The sequence below is a fragment of the Bradyrhizobium zhanjiangense genome (assembly GCF_004114935.1).
GTDB lineage: Bacteria > Pseudomonadota > Alphaproteobacteria > Rhizobiales > Xanthobacteraceae > Bradyrhizobium > Bradyrhizobium zhanjiangense.
Window position 1 is genome coordinate 295,370 of sequence record NZ_CP022221.1, and the last position, 17,425, is coordinate 312,794.

The following is a 17,425-nucleotide window of genomic DNA, read 5'->3' on the forward strand; positions in this document are numbered from 1 at the left end:
CGCTGCCCGGCAAGCCGCCGTGTCGCCCGCCCCAAGAGCGGAATTATGGCCTATTCCGCCGCCTGTTGCGCGCCCTTGACGCCCTGGGCCAGGGCCGCCGTCAATTCGGCGACGGCGTTGACGGTTTTGCCAGTCGCCCGCCCGTCCGCATCGAGGCTGTTCTTGAGCGCATCGACCAGCGCGGTGCCGACCACGGCACCATTGGCATGCGAGGCAATAGCGCGCGCAGCCTCCGGCGTGCGGATGCCAAAGCCGACGCAGACCGGCAGTTTTGTGTGCCGCTTGATGCGGGCAACTGCTTCGCTCACCGCCGAGGAGTCCGCGGCCGCCGCACCGGTGATGCCGGTAATCGAGACGTAATAGACGAAGCCCGAGGTGTTGGCGAGCACGGCCGGCAGACGCTTGTCATCGGTGGTCGGCGTCGCCAGACGGATGAAGTTGAGCCCGGCCTTCATCGCGGGCAGGCAGAGCTCGTCGTCCTCCTCCGGCGGCAGGTCGACGATGATGAGACCATCGACGCCGGCACTCTTGGCATCGGCCAGGAATTTATCGACGCCATAGATGTAGATCGGGTTGTAATAGCCCATCAGCACGATCGGCGTCGCGTTGTCGTCCTTGCGGAAGCCACGCACCAGCTCGAGCGTCTTCTTCAGCGTCATGCCGGCCTTGAGCGCGCGGAGCCCGGCGGCCTGGATCGACGGACCATCGGCCATCGGATCGGTGAAAGGCATGCCGATCTCGATCACGTCGGCGCCCGCCTTCGGCAGCGCCTTGATGATCTCGAGCGACGTCGCCGGATCGGGGTCGCCGGCCATCAGGAAGGTCACGAAGGCCGAGCGGCCCTGCTTTTTCAGCTCGGCAAAACGGGTATCGATGCGGGTGGTCACTTGCTCTTGCCCCTGAGGATGTCGCCGACCTGCGGGACGTCCTTGTCGCCGCGGCCGGAGAGGTTGACGACCATCAGGTGATCCCGAGGCCGCTTCGGCGCGAGCTCCATCACCTTGGCGATGGCATGGGCGGGCTCGAGCGCGGGAATGATGCCTTCGAGCCGCGACAGCAGCTGGAACGCGGCGAGTGCTTCGTCGTCAGTCGCGGAGAGATAGTTCACGCGGCCGATCTCGTGCAGCCAGGAATGTTCGGGGCCGATGCCGGGATAGTCGAGACCGGCCGAGATGGAATGCGCGTCCTGGATCTGGCCGTCGGCATCCATCAAGAGATAGGTGCGGTTGCCGTGGAGCACGCCGGGACGGCCGCCCGCGATCGAGGCGGCGTGCAGCTGCGTGAGGCCATGGCCCGCGGCCTCGACGCCGAAGATCTCGACCGAGGGGTAGTCAAGGAACGGATGGAACAGGCCCATCGCGTTGGAGCCGCCGCCAATGCAGGCCACCAGCGAATCCGGCAGCCGGCCCTCGACCTCCTGCATCTGCGTCTTGGTCTCGTTGCCGATGATCGACTGGAAGTCGCGCACCAGTGTCGGATAGGGATGCGGGCCCGCCACCGTGCCGATGCAGTAGAACGTGTTGTGCACGTTGGTGACCCAGTCGCGCAGCGCCTCGTTCATGGCGTCCTTCAGCGTGCGCGTGCCCGACTGCACCGGGAATACCTTGGCGCCCAGCATCTCCATGCGGATGACGTTGGGCTGCTGCCGCTCGACGTCGACGGCGCCCATATAGACCACGCATTCCAGGCCGAAGCGCGCGCACAGCGTTGCGGTGGCGACACCGTGCTGGCCGGCGCCGGTCTCGGCGATGATGCGCTTCTTGCCCATGCGCCGCGCCAGCATGATCTGGCCGAGCACGTTGTTCACCTTGTGCGAGCCGGTGTGGTTGAGCTCCTCGCGCTTCAGGTAGATTTTCGCACCGCCAAGATGCTCGGTGAGGCGCTCGGCGAAATAGAGCGGCGAGGGCCGGCCGACATAGTTCTTGAGATAGCCGTTCATCTCGGCCTGGAACGCCGGATCGGCCTTGGCTTCGGTATAGGCCTTCTCCAGATCGAGGATCAGCGGCATCAAGGTTTCGGCGACGAAGCGGCCGCCGAAAATGCCGAAATGGCCGCGCTCGTCGGGGCCGCTGCGATAGGAATTGGGTTTGGCGACGTTCATCGGACACTCAACTCTTGGCTTGTATCTTGGCTGGGGCGCGCGGCGCGAATGAAGGCCTTGATCATCTCGGGATCCTTGACGCCGGGGGCGCTCTCGATGCCGGAGGAGACGTCGACGCCGCTGGCGCCGGTGACGCGGAGGGCTTCGGCGACGTTGTCGGCGTGAAGCCCGCCCGAGACCATGTAGGGCAGGATCAGATCGAGATTTTCGAGCAGGTGCCAGTCGAACGGCGCGCCGAGACCGCCGGGGCGGGTTGCATCTTTCGGTGCCCGCGCATCGAACAGGATGCGGTCGGCGACTGCGGCGTAGCCGGGCAGCACGGCGAGATCGGCAGATGTGGCGACCGGCACCGCCTTCATCACGGGGCGGCCGAACCGCTGCTTGATGTCGCGCAGCCGCGCCACGCTCTCCTTGCCATGGAGCTGGAGAATGTCCGGTGACAGCGCGTCCATGATATTGTCGAGCGTGGCGTCGTCGGCATCGACGGTCAGCGCGACCTTGAGCGCACGCCGCTTCACCTGGCGGCCGAGCTCGCGGCCCGCGTCCAACGACAGGTGCCGCGGCGACGGCGGAAAGAACACGAACCCCACCATGTCGGCACCCGCCTCGAGCGCCACCTCGAGCGTCTCGGGCGTAGACAGGCCGCAGATCTTGACGAGCAGGGACATGGTCTCAAAGCGAATGGAGGCCGCGGGCCTGCGGCCGGAAAACAGGGCTTTCGGTTGCGGCCGCTTCTACAACGTCGCGCGCTGCTTGTCTCGCCCGATGGGCCCGTAAAGGCCGACCCCCGAGGCGACGGGGAGGCGCTGGGACTCGGGCTTTGCTGCGGCCATTTGGGCCCGCAGATCGGCCAATTCGCCCCTGGCAGCCCGTGCATCCGCATCATTCCGGCGCGCCGCGCGCCGCCAGTGCCGCTGGCCGAGCCAGACGGCGCAGCCACCTGCCAGCACGCCCAAGGCGGCGACCAGGATCAAAAGCAGGAACAGCGGCAAGGTGACCGACAGCGACGGGTCGGACGACAGGAAGGGATCGAAGGAGACGGTGACGAAATGCCGGTTGGTTACGGCGAAGACCACCAGGAGCAGGCCCAGCGGAATCACGATCAGCGCGGTCAGGAACTTTCGCATCTCGCTTCGCTCGCCTTGAATCAAGCTTGCGGCCGCATCGTGCGCGACCGCAGGAAATCCTGACGCCGGCCTCAGTCTGCCGCGCCGGGATCCGGATGGTCGCGGTTCAACCGCTCGCGCATTTCCTTGCCGGTCTTGAAGAACGGAACGCTCTTCTGGTCGACCGGCACATGGGCGCCGGTGCGCGGATTGCGCCCGGCGCGTGCCGGGCGATGCTTGACCGAGAAGGCACCGAAGCCGCGCAGCTCGACGCGGTCACCGCGTGCGAGGGCCGCTACGATCTCTTCGAGAATCGCATTCACAATGTTCTCGACATCCCGCTGGTACAGATGCGGGTTGTGCTCGGCGATACGCTGAACAAGTTCGGATTTGATCATCGAGAGATAGGATCCGGAAGCGTGCGGATGACCATTTCCGTGAAAATACCGTGATCTGTCAAGACGCTAAATCAAGGTTGAGCGTCGTGAAAATGCGTGACAAATGCCGAAAAAGCAGGCTGACCCGGCACTCGCCCCGCGGGAAAAACATCTGGGACTCGCCCAGTTCCCGTCAGTTTGACGCGGCCGGCTGCCACAAGGCCAGCATTCCATCCATTCCGAACCGATCGACCGCCTGTGCGACGCCGGCCTGCCCGATTTGATGCGCAATCGAGCCTAAACCCAGCGCTTCCAGCGTTACGGCGGCGGCCGTCTTGAGGAACGGCAGATCGCCGAAGCGCGGCTGGAGCTTGTAATCGCGCACGCTGAGCCCCTTCTTGACGCCCTTCTGCTCGACCAGCCAGGTCACGGCCGTCTTCTCGTCGCCGATCTGATCGATCAGCTTGAGATCGATCGCCTGGCGGCCGGTGAAGACGCGGCCATCGGCAACTTTCTCGAGCTGCGTGTCATCCATGCCACGCCGCTCCTTCACTAATCCCCTGAACCAGGCGTAGGAGTCCTTCACCAGCGCATCGAGCGCGGCGCGGGCCTCGGGGCTGGTGGGCTCGAAACCGTTAGGCGCGGCCTTCAGCGGCGACGACTTCACCTCCTCGACCTTGACGCCGATGGTCTTCAAAAGCTCGGTGACGTTCGGATACTGGAACAGCACGCCGATCGAGCCGACCAGCGAGCTCTGCTGGCCGATGATGTGGTCGCTCGCAATCGCGGTGATGTAACCGCCGGAGGCGGCAAGGCCCTCGACCACGACGACGAGCGGCTTCTTCGCCTTCAACCGGGTGAGCGAATCGTAGAGCTGCTCGGAGCCGGCGGTGGTGCCGCCCGGCGAGTTGATGTGAACGATGACGGCCGCGGCCTGCGAATTCTCCAGCCGCTCCAGCGCCTGGGTGCGATCGGAATCGCTGCGGATCAGGCCCTCGATGTGGACGCGCGCGATCGACCCGGCAGATGCGAACGTGCCGCGCGCACCTGGCGTCGCGATCAGCGCGAAGCTCGCGATCGCCGCGATCGCGATCAACGCGGCCATCACGCGCCAGAACGTCAGCTTGCGGCGGATCCTTCGGCGATCGACGATGATGTCCGAATCGAGCGACATCGGAATATCTCCAAATGAATGGCTAGACGCGTTGTGCCGTCACAGCGTGACTATCGGCTTATCTGGATACATCAATTGCGGCGCAATTTGAAGAAAACAAGGCTGTGACCGCGGTAGGTGCGTAGCCCGGATGGAGCGCAGCGAAATCCGGGACAGTCCGTCCGTGAGGCAACGACCCCGGATTACGCTTGCGCTCCATCCGGGCTACAAGCGTAACAAAAAGGCCCCGGCTCGCGCCGGGGCTTTGATGTCAGCGAAACCTGCGTTTCGCTTACTTGTTGTCGCGGTTCTTGAGCGCGGTGCCCAAGATGTCGCCGAGCGTCGCACCCGAATCGGAGGAGCCGTACTGCGCGATGGCCTCCTTCTCTTCGGCGACTTCGAGCGCCTTGATCGACACCTGGACCTTGCGGGCCTTCTTGTCGAACTGGATCACGCGGGCGTCGACCTTCTCGCCGACGGCAAAGCGTTCGGCACGCTGGTCGTTGCGGTCACGGGCGAGTTCGGAGCGCTTGATGAAGGTCGAGAAGTCGGTACCGGCGATCTTCACCTCGATGCCGCTCTCCTTCACTTCGAGCACTTCGCAGGTCACGACCGCGCCCTTCTTGACATCGCCCGGCTCGGCGAAGGGGTCGCCTTCGAGCTGCTTGATGCCGAGCGAGATGCGCTCCTTCTCGACGTCCACATCGAGCACCACGGCCTTCACCATGTCGCCCTTCTTGTAGTTGTCGATCACCTGCTCGCCCGGAAGCTTCCAGTCGAGATCGGAGAGGTGGACCATGCCGTCGACGTCGCCTTCGAGGCCCAGGAACAGACCGAACTCGGTCTTGTTCTTGACCTCGCCCTCGACCACCGAACCGGTCGGGTGACCTTCGACGAAGACCTCCCAGGGGTTGCGCATGGTCTGCTTGAGGCCGAGCGAGATGCGGCGCTTGACGGAATCGACTTCCAGCACCTGCACATCGACTTCCTGCGAGGTCGAGACGATCTTGCCGGGGTGCATGTTCTTCTTGGTCCACGACATCTCGGAGACGTGGATCAGGCCTTCGATGCCCGGCTCGAGCTCGACGAACGCCCCGTAGTCGGTGATGTTGGTGACGCGGCCGGTGAAGCGGGCGCCCAGCGGGTACTTGGCTTCGATGCCCTGCCACGGATCGTCCAAGAGCTGCTTCATGCCCAGCGAGATGCGATGCGTCTCGTGGTTGATCTTGATGATCTTGACCTTCACGGTCTGACCGATCGAGAGCACCTCGGTCGGGTGGTTGACGCGGCGCCAGGCGATGTCGGTGACGTGCAGGAGGCCGTCGATACCGCCGAGATCAACGAACGCACCGTAATCGGTGATGTTCTTGACCACGCCGTCGATGACCTGACCCTCTTCGAGGTTCTGCACCAACTCCTGGCGCTGCTCGGCGCGGGTCTCTTCCAGCACCGTGCGGCGCGACACGACGATGTTGCCGCGGCGGCGGTCCATCTTGAGGATCTGGAACGGCTGCGAGTTGTTCATCAGCGGCGCGACGTCGCGGATCGGACGGATGTCGACCTGCGAGCGCGGCAGGAAGGCCACGGCACCGTCGAGGTCGACGGTGAAGCCGCCCTTGACCTGGTTGAAGATGACGCCGTTGACCTTCTCGTTGTTCTGGAACGCCTTCTCGAGCTTGCCCCAGCTCTCTTCGCGGCGCGCCTTGTCGCGCGACAACACGGCTTCGCCGAGGGCGTTCTCGATGCGATCGAGGAACACTTCCACCTCGTCGCCGACCTTGAGGTCGCTGTCACGGCCGGGGCCGGAAAATTCGCGCAGGGCCACGCGGCCCTCGGTCTTCAGGCCGACGTCGATGACGGCCATGTCCTTTTCAATTGCAACCACCTTGCCCTTGACGACGGAGCTTTCCTGCAGGTTGCCACCTGCGAAGGACTCGTCGAGCATCGCGGCGAAATCGTCGCGCGAGGGGCTATAGGTATCAGCAGAAGTCGAAGCCATTTGTTCTCCAGTTGCGGATGTCTTGCCGGCCGTTGGGTTCATGGGCGCATCGCACACGCAGTGTCGGAAGGTCCGCAAGACCTTCGAGCGACCGCTCGCTGCTCCGGCTCGGCGCCGGAACTGCGGAAGCGGGCCGGCTGAGGCCCGCGCGTTCGATACGTGGAATCGTTGTCCGGGGCCTGGATCGCGCCGGTCCCATCAGGGACCGAAGGTTATCGACCTCAAAGAGCGGGAGCGGGCGCTTCCTCCAATGACGGCTGCGGCTTAACCCCGCGACCGGCCCGCTCGGACGGCCTCGATAATGTCGATGGCGGCCCGGACGCCGCCTTCTATATCCAGTTGGGAGTTATCAAGCAAGTGAGCATCCGGGGCCGGTTTTAAAGGCGCAATCAGCCGGTTCTTGTCGCGCTCGTCGCGCTGGACGATGTCGGCGAGCACGGCCGCCTCGTCCGCCTCCTCCCCCCGCGCCCTCGCCTCCATGGTCCGGCGATGGGCGCGGACCTTGGGATCGGCGACGACGAAAATCTTCACGTCGGCATGGGGGCAGATCACGGTTCCAATGTCCCGGCCATCGAGCACGGCCCCGGGCGGATCAGCGGCGAATTGCCGCTGGAAATTGACCAGGGCCTCGCGGACCCCAGGGATCGCCGAGACGATGGAGGCCCCCTCGCCGACCTTCTGGGTCTTCAGGGCGGGATTGCCGAACTTTTCGGGGTCGAGCTCCAGCGCCGCCGCGACCGCCGCGGCTTCATCGCGGAGATCGTGACCGGACTGCATCAGCTCGTAAGCCACCGCACGATAGATTACGCCGGTATCGAGATGACGATAACCGTAATGGTGGGCGAGGCGCTTGCCGAGCGTCCCCTTGCCGGAGGCCGCGGGCCCGTCGATGGCGATGATCATGAAAACTCGGCCCCTAGCGAACGCATCATCGGAATGAAATCCGGAAAGCTGGTGGCGATGAAGGCAGTGTCGTCGACGCTCACCGGCTGATCGGACGCGCAACCCATCACCAGCGCGGACATCGCGATGCGATGATCCATATGGGTGGCAACAACGCCGCCGCCGGGCACATGACCGCGGCCTTCGACGATCAGATCGTCGCCGGAGACCTCGACCTTCACGCCGTTGACGCGGAGCATGGCAGCCGTGGCTTCCAGCCGATCGGATTCCTTGACGCGCAGCTCTTGCAGGCCGCGCATAATGGTAGTGCCTTCGGCGAAGGCGGCTGCGACCGCCAGCACCAGATATTCGTCGATCATCGACGGCGCGCGCTCCGGCGGCACCTCGACACCGCGCAGTTTCGAGGCGCGCACGCGCAATTGCGCCATCGGCTCGCCGGCATCGCGACGGATGTCGTTTTCCTCGATCGAGGCGCCCATTTCGCGGAGCGTGGTGAACAGGCCGATGCGCAGCGGATTGGTCATGACATCCGACAGGATGACGTCGGAGCCCTCGGCGATCAGCGCCGCAACGACCGGGAAAGCCGCCGAGGAGGGGTCGGCGGGCACGACGACGGTGGCACCGTGCAGCTCAGGCTGGCCTTGAAGCGTGATGCGGCGGCCGTGCTGGCCTTCCTGCACCGATGTGATGTCGGCACCGAAATGCTTCAGCATCAGCTCGGTGTGGTCGCGACTCGCCTCGGTCTCAATCACCGTGGTGGTGCCGGGCGCAGCCAGGCCCGCCATCAGCACGGCCGATTTGATCTGGGCCGAAGCGACCGGGGTCTTGTAGGTGATCGGCAGCGGATCGCGCGCGCCCTGGAGGGTCAGCGGCAGACGGCCGCCCTCGCCGCCTGATACGACCCTGGCGCCCATCTGTTCGAGCGGGTCGAGGATCCGGCGCATCGGGCGGCTGCGCAGCGAGGCGTCGCCGTCGAACACCGCCGAGATCGGGCACCCCGCAACGGCGCCCATGACCAGGCGGCAGCCGGTGCCGGAGTTGCCGAAATCCAGCGCCCCCTTGGGCTGGGCGAAGCCGCCGACACCGACGCCGTTCACCGTCCACGCGAAATCGCCGGTGCGCGCGACCCTGGCGCCCAGCGCCTGCATCGATTTGGCGGTGTTGAGGACGTCTTCGCCCTCGAGCAGCCCCGAAATCTTGGTCTCGCCGACCGCGAGCGCACCCAGGATCAGGGCACGGTGGGAGATCGACTTATCGCCGGGCACCCGTACTTTCCCGGTCAGGGGGCCGCTGGCGCGAGACTGGAGCGGCCTCGGTTGGTCGGAATGGGTCAAGATTGTGTCCTTGGATGCCTTGAAGGCTGGGCCGCAGGTACCACATGGTCCGCGCCCCGTCACGGGCATGTCGTTCTTCCGTAATGCGCTATTGACAGCGGGCCGCCAACTAGCCAAGTGAAACACCGCTTTTCAGACATTCCCAGGATTCCTGCCGTGGCCAAGTCCGAACTCGGAACCAAACGTATTTGCCCGACCACGGGCAAGAAATTCTATGACCTCAACAAGAATCCGGTGATCTCGCCTTATACCGGCGAGGTGGTGCCGATCGCCCCCATCGCTCCCGCACGTGCGTCCCGCGGCACTGAAGCCCGCAGCATGGCCCAGGACACCGCGCCGGAGCCGGCAGAGGCCGAGGAGTTGGTGTCGCTCGAGGAGGCCGATGCCGAGGAGAACACCGGCAAGGTCAAGGCCGTCGTGCCCGAATCGGAGGACGATATCGAGGTCGACGAGACCCTCGACGACGACGATGACGATGATTCGACCTTCATTGCCGACGAGGAAGAGGGCGATGAGGACGTGACCGACATCATTGGTGATGTCGGAGGTGATGAAGAGACTTGAGATCAGCCCTGATCTGTGAAAAAGGGTGCACCGCGCGAGTCGCTAGGGCTCGCCGGTTGGGGTGATCCACCAGATTCACCCCGGTCTAAGGTTAAGGGGCCATAGCTCAGCTGGGAGAGCGCTTGCATGGCATGCAAGAGGTCGGCGGTTCGATCCCGCCTGGCTCCACCAGCCTTCGCTCGCTTCGCGAGCTTCGGCTGGGCAAGCCTAGGGAAGTCCCTCGTAGCGAAGTGAGCGAAGGCTGTCCCGCCATAGCCCGAAGGGCGGCGGCGGACTCTATCCGCGATCACCACCACGGCAACATCCTAGGCATGTCTTGAAGCTGCTATCCTACCCTCCAGGGAGGAAGCGCGATGAAGTACGTCTATATTCTCGAAAGTCTCGATTCCGAGCACTTCTACGTCGGCATCACCGACGATCTACGGGCGCGTCTGGCAAAGCATAACGCCGGCGAGGTGCCTCACACGTCGAAATACGGGCTTGCCGAATACGAACTTATTTCGCGTTCGATGACGCCGCACGCGCTGTCGCATTCGAACGATACTTGAAATCTGGCTCGGGGCGCGCGTTCGCGAAGAAGCACTTCTAGTCGCTCTAACTGCCCCTACTCCCCGATCACCGCATTAAGCCTATCCCGCAGCGCGACGATCTCGTCCTTCATCGCGACCAGTTCCGGCACCGAGCAGTCCGACGCCGCCAGAATCGATTGCGGCACGCTGCGCGCCTTGTCTTTCAGCGCGTAGCCCTGCGGCGTCAGGGCGATCAGCACCTGACGCTCGTCCTCGCTCGAGCGGGTGCGTTTGACGAGTTGGGCGGCCTCGAGCCGCTTGAGCAGCGGTGTCAACGTGCCCGAATCCAGGAACAGCTTCTCGCCGATGTCCTTCACCGGCACGTCGTCGCGCTCCCACAGCACCAGCATCACCAGATATTGCGGATAGGTCAGGCCGAGCCGCTCGAGCAGCGGCTTGTAGACGCGGTTGAAGGCATGCGCGGCCGAATAGACCGCGAAGCAGATCTGGTTGTCGAGCCGCAGCGGCGCGTCCGCTGCCGATGGTTTCCGGGCCATGGCGAATCTCACGGGATTTGCCCCGCATTGTGGGGCCGGGCGGCCGCATATTCAATTGCGAACAATTAAATGTGAGGCACCACAAATTAGATTGCGCACAATCTAATTGTCTGCGATACAGATCGCGCCCACCCGAACCCCCAGGGAGATGAAAATGTCCGTGAACGTCCTCTACAAGACCAGTGCCAAGGCGACCGGCGGCCGCGACGGCCATGCCGCAACCCTCGACGGCGCGCTCGACGTCAAGCTGACCACGCCGAAGGAGCTCGGCGGCGCCGGCGGCGCCGGCAACAATCCCGAGCAGCTGTTCGCGGCCGGCTATGCCGCCTGCTTCATCGGCGCGATGAAGTTCGTGGCTTCGCAGGGCGGCCCCAAGGTCCCCGCCGACGCCTCCGTCACCTCGACCGTCGGCATCGGCCCGCGCTCCGAGGGCGGCTTCGGTCTCGACATCGATCTGGCCGTCTCGCTGCCCGGCCTGGCCCGCGCCGAGGCCGAGGCGCTGGTCGAGAAGGCGCACCAGGTGTGCCCATACTCCAACGCCACGCGCGGCAATGTCGACGTTCGCCTGACGGTCATCTGACCGGAAGTGCGGATTGGCTGGCCCGAGATCCCCCTCGGGCCGGCCGCTTCCGTGGATTTCCCACTTCGCGGGATTGAGGCGTGCATACGGCCCTACGCGCGGGGCCATTGCTGGCCTGCACGAACCTCGCTAGGCCTGTGATCACACGTCGACACAGGGGAAGCGAAGGCATGAGTTCTGAAGCCGCCACAGGTGCCATGAGTGGATTGCGCGTCATCGATCTCACGCGCGTGCTCGGCGGTCCCTATTGCACCCAGATCCTCGCCGACCATGGCGCCGACGTCATCAAGGTCGAGCCGCCCGCGGGCGACGAGGTGCGCGAATGGGGCCCTCCCTTCCACGAGGAGGACGCGGCCTATTTCGTCGGCATCAACCGCAACAAGCGCTCGATCGGCCTCGACCTCGCCTCCGAGGGCGGCCGTGCCGTGCTGCTGAAGATGCTGGAGACGGCCGACGTCCTGATCGAGAATTTCAAGCCGGGCACCCTTGAGAAATGGGGCATCGGCAACGAAGTGCTGCGCGCAAAATTCCCGCGTCTCGTGCATTGCCGGATCTGCGGCTTCGGCGCCGACGGCCCGCGCGGCGGCAATCCCGGCTATGACGCCATCATCCAGGCCATGACCGGCATGATCGCCGCGACCGGCTCACCGGAGAGCGGCCCAATGCGGATCGGCGTGCCGCTGGTCGACATCACCACCGGCCTTTATGCGGCGATCGGCATCCTGATGGCGCTGTCGGAGCGCCAGCGTTCGGGCCAGGGCCAGTTCCTGGAGACGACGCTGTACGAGACCGGCCTTGCCATCATGCATCCGCACACCGCGAATTATTTCATGCATGGCAAGCCGCCCTCGCTCACCGGCAACGAGCATCCCAACCTCGTGCCCTACGCGATCTTCCCGACGAAAACCGACAACATCTTCATCGGGGTCGGTAATGACGGCACCTTCCGCAAGCTCGCCAAGGAGATCGGCAAGCCCGAGCTTGGCACCGATCCGCGCTTTGCCCGCAACAAGGACCGCATCGCCAATCGCGAGGCGCTGCGCGCCGAGCTCGCCGCGGTATTCAGCCAGCACGAGGCCGAGCCGCTGTGCAATCGCCTGCTCGCGGCCGGCCTGCCGGCAGGCCCGGTGCAGAAAATCGACCAGGCGCTGACCAACCCGCACACGATCGCGCACGGCGATATCATCGAGAAGGACTGGTACAAGGGCGTGGCCTCGCCGATCCGGCTCGATCGCAGCAAGCCCAGCCTGCGCCGCCTGCCGCCGAAATTCAGCCAGCATTCGGCGGAGGTGCTGGGCGAGTTCGGCTACTCCAAGACGGAGATCGACGCGATGGTCGAAAAAGGCGTGGTCTGCGGCCCCGAGCGCAAGCGCTGAGATAAGAGAGATTGAGCGGCGGCGCCGGTCCGCTCCCTCCCCCGCTTGCGGGGGAGACTGGGGAGGGTGTCTCCAAAACGGGACAATCCCCAAGCGGAGAGAGCCCTCACCCGCGCCTTCGGCGCGACCTCTCCCGCAAGCGGGAGAGGTTTTCGAGTTTGCGGCCGCACGCATTGCCACGAGCTACCAGCTCTGCTGATCGATCCGCTCGCCGCCAACCAAATGCTGCGGCGCGGTCGCACGCACGTCTTCGCCTATTTTCCGGCTTCCCTTTTCCAGCGCTTGCCGCTTTCGTTTCGGCCGCTTACACAGTCATGTGAACGTCATATGGCGCTGCTAGCGCAAGCGCCTCTTTATTGACGGGCAAGGGAGGTTTTCTTGATGGCTCTTCGACATTTTGGTGCGGCTGCAGCTGTTGCAATCACGGTTGGCTTGTCGGCCTCGCCGGCCCTGGCCGTGACTGAAATCCAGTGGTGGCACGCGATGACCGGCGCCAACAACGACGTCATCGTCAAGCTCGCGAACGACTTCAACGCATCGCAGAGCGATTACAAGGTGATCCCGACCTACAAAGGCAATTACGCCGACACGATGAACGCCGGCATCGCCGCCTTCCGCGCCGGCAACGCCCCGCACATCATGCAAGTGTTCGAGGTCGGCACCGCGACCATGATGGCCGCGACCGGCGCGGTGAAGCCGGTGTACAAGCTGATGGCCGAGACCGGCGAGAAATTCGATCCGAAGGCCTATCTGCCCGCGATCACCGGTTACTACTCGACCTCGAAGGGCGAGATGCTGTCCTTCCCCTTCAACTCGTCGTCGACGGTGATGTGGGTCAATCTCGACGAACTGAAGAAGGCCAATGTCGAGATCCCGAAGACCTGGCCGCAGGTGTTCGACGCCGCCAAGAAGCTGCACGACAACGGCCATCCGACCTGCGGCTTCTCAAACTCCTGGGTCACCTGGGTCAATCTCGAGCAGCTCTCCGCCTGGCACAACGTGCCGCTGTCGACCAAGGCCAACGGCCTCGACGGTTTCGACACCGTGCTCGAGTTCAACAGCCCGGTCCAGGTCAAGCACCTCGAGAAGCTGGTCGAGCTCCAGAAGGACAAGACCTACGACTATGCCGGCCGCACCAACACCGGTGAAGGCCGCTTCACGTCAGGCGAATGCCCGCTCTATCTGACCTCCTCGGCATTCTTCGGCAACGTCAAGGCGCAGGCCAAGTTCAACTTCACCGCCGTCCCGATGCCCTACTATCCCGACGTGAAGGGCGCGCCGCAGAACTCGATCATCGGCGGTGCCTCGCTCTGGGTCATGGGCGGCAAGTCGGCCGACGATTATAAGGGTGTCGCGAAGTTCCTGAGCTTCCTCTCCGACACCGATCGCCAAGTCTACATCCACAAGGCCTCGGGCTATCTGCCGATCACCAAGGCGGCCTATGAGAAGGCCAAGGCGGAAGGCTTCTACAAGGATCAGCCCTATCTCGAGACCCCGCTGCTCGAGCTGACCAACAAGGAGCCGACCGAGAACTCCCGCGGCCTGCGCCTCGGCAACATGGTTCAGCTCCGTGACGTCTGGTCGGAAGAGATCGAGCAGGCGCTCGCCGGCAAGAAGACCGCCAAGCAGGCGCTGGATGCCGCCGTCGAGCGCGGCAACACGATGCTGCGCCAGTTCGAAAAGACCGCCGTCAAGTGAGGCGATCAGCGGCAGGCCGGTAACCCGGCCTGCCGCTCCTGCGGGCATCATGCAAAAGCAAGCCATTTTCCAATCGAAGCTATTGCCCTACGCGCTGGTTGCGCCGCAGCTCGCGATCGTCCTGATTTTCTTCTACTGGCCGGCCCTGCAGGCGGTGATCCAGTCCTACCTGCTCCAGGACGCCTTCGGTCTTTCGACCAGCTTCGTCTGGTTCGACAATTATCTCGAACTTCTGAAGGACCGCGCCTATTTCGAGGCGATCGTGCGGACCTTCTTCTTCTCGTTCGCCATCGCAGTCTCGTCGCTGTCGTTTGCGCTGCTGCTAGCGGTGATGGCGGACAAGCCGCTGCGCGGCTCGATGCTCTACCGCACGCTCTTGATCTGGCCCTATGCGGTGGCGCCGCCGGTCGTCGGCGTGCTCTGGATCTTCATGCTGCACCCCTCGCTGGGTGTGCTCTCGCGCTATGTGCGCGCCTTGGGGGTCGACTGGAATCCGCTGCTAGACGGCGACCAGGCCGCAACGCTGATCATCCTCGCCGCCGCCTGGAAGCAGATCTCCTACAACTTCCTGTTCTTCCTCGCCGGCCTTCAGAGCATCCCGAGAAGCGTGCTTGAGGCGGCCGCGATCGACGGCGCGCGCCCGATGCGCCGATTCTGGACCGTGACGTTCCCACTGCTGTCGCCGACCATCTTCTTCCTGCTGGTCGTCAACATCGTCTACGCCTTCTTCGACACCTTCGGCATCATCGACACCATGACCCGCGGCGGTCCCGGCAAGTCGACGGAGACGCTGGTCTACAAGGTCTATTCCGACGGCCTGCTCGGCGGCAATCTCGGCAGCTCCGCGGCGCAATCGGTGATCCTGATGATCATGGTGATCGTGCTGACCGGAATCCAGTTCCGCTTCGTCGAACGCAAGGTGACCTACTGATGGTCGAGCAAGAGGGCATCAGGCGCTACGTCGCTCATATCATCCTCTGGATCGGGATCGCGATCGTCGCGTTCCCCGTCTACATCGCGATCGTCGCCTCGACCCAGGACAACGCCCTGATAGCGAACGGACAGATGTCGCTGCTGCCCGGCGGCCATTTCTTCCAGACTTACTACCAGACCATCTTCGTCGGCACGAGCGGCTCGACCCGCGAGCCAGTCGGCAACATGATGCTGAACTCGCTGGTGATGGCGCTCTTGATCGCGGTCGGCAAGATCGCGATCTCGATCATCTCAGCCTATGCGATCGTCTATTTCCGCTTTCCGTTCCGGATGCCGATCTTCTGGCTCATCTTCATCACCCTGATGCTGCCGGTCGAGGTGCGCATCTATCCGACCTACAAGATCGTCGCCGATCTGCACATGCTCGACAGCTATGCCGGCCTGTCGCTGCCGCTGATCGCGTCGGCCACCGCAACGCTGCTGTTCCGCCAGTTCTTCATGACGGTGCCGGACGAACTTTTGGAAGCCTCGCGCATCGACGGCGCCGGCCCCTTGCGCTTCTTCTGGGATACGCTGCTGCCGCTGTCGCGCACCAACATGGCGGCGCTGTTCGTGATCCTGTTCATCCTCGGCTGGAATCAATATCTCTGGCCACTGCTGATCACCACCCGCGACGACATGCAGACGATCCAGATCGGCATCCGCAAGATGATCACCACCAGCGACGCACTCACCGAATGGCCGATCGTGATGGCAACCGCCGTGCTGGCCATGCTGCCGCCGGTGTTCGTCGTTGTCGCCATGCAGAAGCTGTTCGTGCGCGGACTGGTCGAGACGGAAAAGTAGGTTCTTGGAAATGAGTTTTCATGGCTAACGTCACCCTGCGCAGCGTCCGCAAGACCTATCCCGGCGGCTTCGAAGCCATCAAGGGCGTCGACGTCGATGTCGGCGACGGCCAGTTCTGCGTACTGGTCGGCCCCTCGGGCTGCGGCAAGTCCACATTGCTGCGCATGGTCGCGGGGCTGGAGACCGTCACCGGCGGCGAGATCGACATCGGCGGCCGCGTCGTCAACCAGATCGAGCCGGCCGATCGCGACATCGCGATGGTGTTCCAGAACTACGCGCTCTATCCGCATATGAGCGTCTACAACAACATGGCCTACGGCCTGCGCAACCGCGGCATGGCGGAAGCCGAGATCAAGACCCGCGTCGAGGAAGCCGCGCGCGTGCTCGAGCTCTCCGCCATGCTCGAGCGCAAGCCGCGCCAGCTCTCCGGCGGCCAGCGCCAGCGCGTCGCCATGGGCCGCGCCATCGTGCGCCAGCCAAAAGTGTTCCTGTTCGACGAGCCGCTGTCCAATCTCGACGCCAAGCTGCGCATCGCGATGCGGGTCGAGATCCGCAAATTGCAGCGCCGCCTCAACACCACGTCGATCTACGTCACCCATGATCAGCTCGAGGCGATGACGCTCGCCGACATCCTGGTGGTGATGAACGGCGGCCAGGTCGAGCAGGTCGGCACCCCCCTCGCGATCTACGAGAAGCCGGCCACCACCTTCGTCGCCTCCTTCATCGGGGCACCACCGATGAATCTGATGTCGACGCGCCCTGACGAGATCAGATCGCAGCTCAATGGTGTAGGCGAGGCCGGCATCCTAGGCATCCGCCCGGAGGATTTCGTCATCACCGACCAGACCCCGGCCGGCGGCGTAGCGCTGCCGCTCACCGTTGAGGCGATCGAGCGCGTCGGTGCCGAAACCTTCGTCTACGGCTCGCGCCAGCAGGAGGAGCAGCGCGTCGCCGCCACCCCCGGCGAGCTGCCGCCGGGGGAGGTCATCGTCCGCATTCCCGGAACCGAGGCCCCCGCCATCGGCCAGAACATCCGCGTCGCGGCGGTGCGCCAAAAGCTGCACCTGTTCAGCGGCGACGGGCGCAAGCGGATCGAGGCCTGACCGGTTCCAGGGGCCGGCCAACCAAAAAGTGCGAAAACAACCCCATGCACAGTAGAAGGGGCTTGTTTTCGTTACGATAAATCGAGACTCGCCATGCCCGGGCTTGTCCCGGGCATCCACGTTCTTGGCGCCGCGGGTAAGATCGTGGATGGCCGGGACAAGCCCGGCCATGACGACCGGAAAGGCCCATCCACAGCCTCCCCGGCTACCTGCTTGAACCGCCTTGGGGATATGCCCATATTGCTGACCAAGGGGTGCCGCTTCCGGGCCCTGAAACACCAAAGTC

At 64.2% G+C, this 17,425-nt stretch carries 17 protein-coding genes, 1 tRNA gene and 1 pseudogene; 9 read left to right on the top strand and 10 right to left on the bottom strand.

From position 1 onward, the window contains the following. Window positions 1-50 precede the first annotated feature (50 nt). The 9 genes from trpA to aroA all read right to left on the bottom strand — a co-directional run bounded on the left by trpA (window position 51) and on the right by aroA (window position 8,973). A complete protein-coding gene (gene trpA / locus XH85_RS01370; RefSeq protein ID WP_128930421.1) occupies window positions 51-887 on the bottom strand; it encodes a tryptophan synthase subunit alpha in 837 nt (278 codons plus the stop codon). Continuing rightward, the gene (gene trpB, locus XH85_RS01375; RefSeq protein WP_128930422.1) at window positions 884-2,101 is read right to left on the bottom strand and encodes a tryptophan synthase subunit beta; all 1,218 of its coding nucleotides are present in this window, start codon (window positions 2,099-2,101) and stop codon (window positions 884-886) included. Before trpB ends, trpA begins: the two co-directional genes overlap by 4 nt. Then, on the bottom strand, window positions 2,098-2,769 hold the full coding sequence (locus XH85_RS01380; protein WP_128930423.1) for a phosphoribosylanthranilate isomerase: 672 nt from the start codon (window positions 2,767-2,769) through the stop codon (window positions 2,098-2,100). The genes trpB and XH85_RS01380 overlap by 4 nt, the downstream gene beginning before the upstream one ends. Window positions 2,770-2,835: 66 nt before the next feature. Beyond that, window positions 2,836-3,228, bottom strand: a complete 393-nt coding sequence (locus tag XH85_RS01385) for a LapA family protein (RefSeq protein WP_128930424.1) — start codon at window positions 3,226-3,228, stop codon at window positions 2,836-2,838. A 71-nt stretch (window positions 3,229-3,299) separates the two neighbouring features. Beyond that, entirely contained in the window at window positions 3,300-3,605 is a 306-nt protein-coding gene (locus tag XH85_RS01390; protein WP_008539997.1) for an integration host factor subunit beta, read from the bottom strand. Between the two features lie 172 nt (window positions 3,606-3,777). Continuing rightward, entirely contained in the window at window positions 3,778-4,758 is a 981-nt protein-coding gene (gene sppA, locus XH85_RS01395; RefSeq protein WP_128930425.1) for a signal peptide peptidase SppA, read from the bottom strand. Between the two features lie 271 nt (window positions 4,759-5,029). Then, window positions 5,030-6,736, bottom strand: a complete 1,707-nt coding sequence (gene rpsA, locus XH85_RS01400; protein ID WP_164934835.1) for a 30S ribosomal protein S1 — start codon at window positions 6,734-6,736, stop codon at window positions 5,030-5,032. A 264-nt stretch (window positions 6,737-7,000) separates the two neighbouring features. Next, complete coding sequence (gene cmk / locus XH85_RS01405) at window positions 7,001-7,639, bottom strand: (d)CMP kinase (RefSeq protein WP_128930426.1); 639 nt, start codon at window positions 7,637-7,639, stop codon at window positions 7,001-7,003. Next, window positions 7,636-8,973: a 3-phosphoshikimate 1-carboxyvinyltransferase gene (aroA, locus tag XH85_RS01410; RefSeq protein WP_164940037.1), complete on the bottom strand. Its 1,338-nt coding sequence runs from the start codon at window positions 8,971-8,973 to the stop codon at window positions 7,636-7,638. Before aroA ends, cmk begins: the two co-directional genes overlap by 4 nt. Before the next feature lie 156 nt (window positions 8,974-9,129). On the opposite strand from aroA, the gene XH85_RS01415 reads away from it, so the two are divergent. The 3 genes and pseudogenes from XH85_RS01415 (at window position 9,130) to XH85_RS01425 (ending at window position 10,126) form a co-directional block, all read left to right on the top strand. Further along, complete coding sequence (locus XH85_RS01415) at window positions 9,130-9,537, top strand: TIGR02300 family protein (RefSeq protein ID WP_128930428.1); 408 nt, start codon at window positions 9,130-9,132, stop codon at window positions 9,535-9,537. A gap of 95 nt (window positions 9,538-9,632) precedes the next feature. Next, window positions 9,633-9,708, top strand: a tRNA-Ala gene (locus tag XH85_RS01420). 182 nt (window positions 9,709-9,890) lie between these two features. Next, window positions 9,891-10,126: pseudogene (locus XH85_RS01425) on the top strand (GIY-YIG nuclease family protein). 15 nt (window positions 10,127-10,141) lie between these two features. Here the strand turns inward: XH85_RS01425 and XH85_RS01430 are convergent. Next, window positions 10,142-10,603: a MarR family winged helix-turn-helix transcriptional regulator gene (locus tag XH85_RS01430; RefSeq protein WP_128930429.1), complete on the bottom strand. Its 462-nt coding sequence runs from the start codon at window positions 10,601-10,603 to the stop codon at window positions 10,142-10,144. Window positions 10,604-10,757: 154 nt separating this feature from the next. On the opposite strand from XH85_RS01430, the gene XH85_RS01435 reads away from it, so the two are divergent. From XH85_RS01435 to XH85_RS01465, 6 genes are all read left to right on the top strand, one after another. Continuing rightward, a complete protein-coding gene (locus tag XH85_RS01435) occupies window positions 10,758-11,183 on the top strand; it encodes an organic hydroperoxide resistance protein (RefSeq protein ID WP_128930430.1) in 426 nt (141 codons plus the stop codon). A 170-nt stretch (window positions 11,184-11,353) separates the two neighbouring features. Then, the gene (locus XH85_RS01440) at window positions 11,354-12,559 is read left to right on the top strand and encodes a CaiB/BaiF CoA transferase family protein (protein ID WP_128930431.1); all 1,206 of its coding nucleotides are present in this window, start codon (window positions 11,354-11,356) and stop codon (window positions 12,557-12,559) included. 381 nt (window positions 12,560-12,940) lie between these two features. After that, window positions 12,941-14,257 (top strand): sn-glycerol-3-phosphate ABC transporter substrate-binding protein UgpB, encoded by a 1,317-nt coding sequence (gene ugpB / locus XH85_RS01450; protein WP_128930433.1) that lies wholly within the window; start codon window positions 12,941-12,943, stop codon window positions 14,255-14,257. Between the two features lie 49 nt (window positions 14,258-14,306). Next, entirely contained in the window at window positions 14,307-15,188 is an 882-nt protein-coding gene (gene ugpA, locus XH85_RS01455) for a sn-glycerol-3-phosphate ABC transporter permease UgpA (protein ID WP_128930434.1), read from the top strand. Then, complete coding sequence (gene ugpE, locus XH85_RS01460) at window positions 15,188-16,036, top strand: sn-glycerol-3-phosphate ABC transporter permease UgpE (protein ID WP_128930435.1); 849 nt, start codon at window positions 15,188-15,190, stop codon at window positions 16,034-16,036. The genes ugpA and ugpE overlap by 1 nt, the downstream gene beginning before the upstream one ends. A gap of 20 nt (window positions 16,037-16,056) precedes the next feature. Next, complete coding sequence (locus tag XH85_RS01465; RefSeq protein ID WP_128930436.1) at window positions 16,057-17,139, top strand: sn-glycerol-3-phosphate import ATP-binding protein UgpC; 1,083 nt, start codon at window positions 16,057-16,059, stop codon at window positions 17,137-17,139. Window positions 17,140-17,425: the final 286 nt, after the last annotated feature.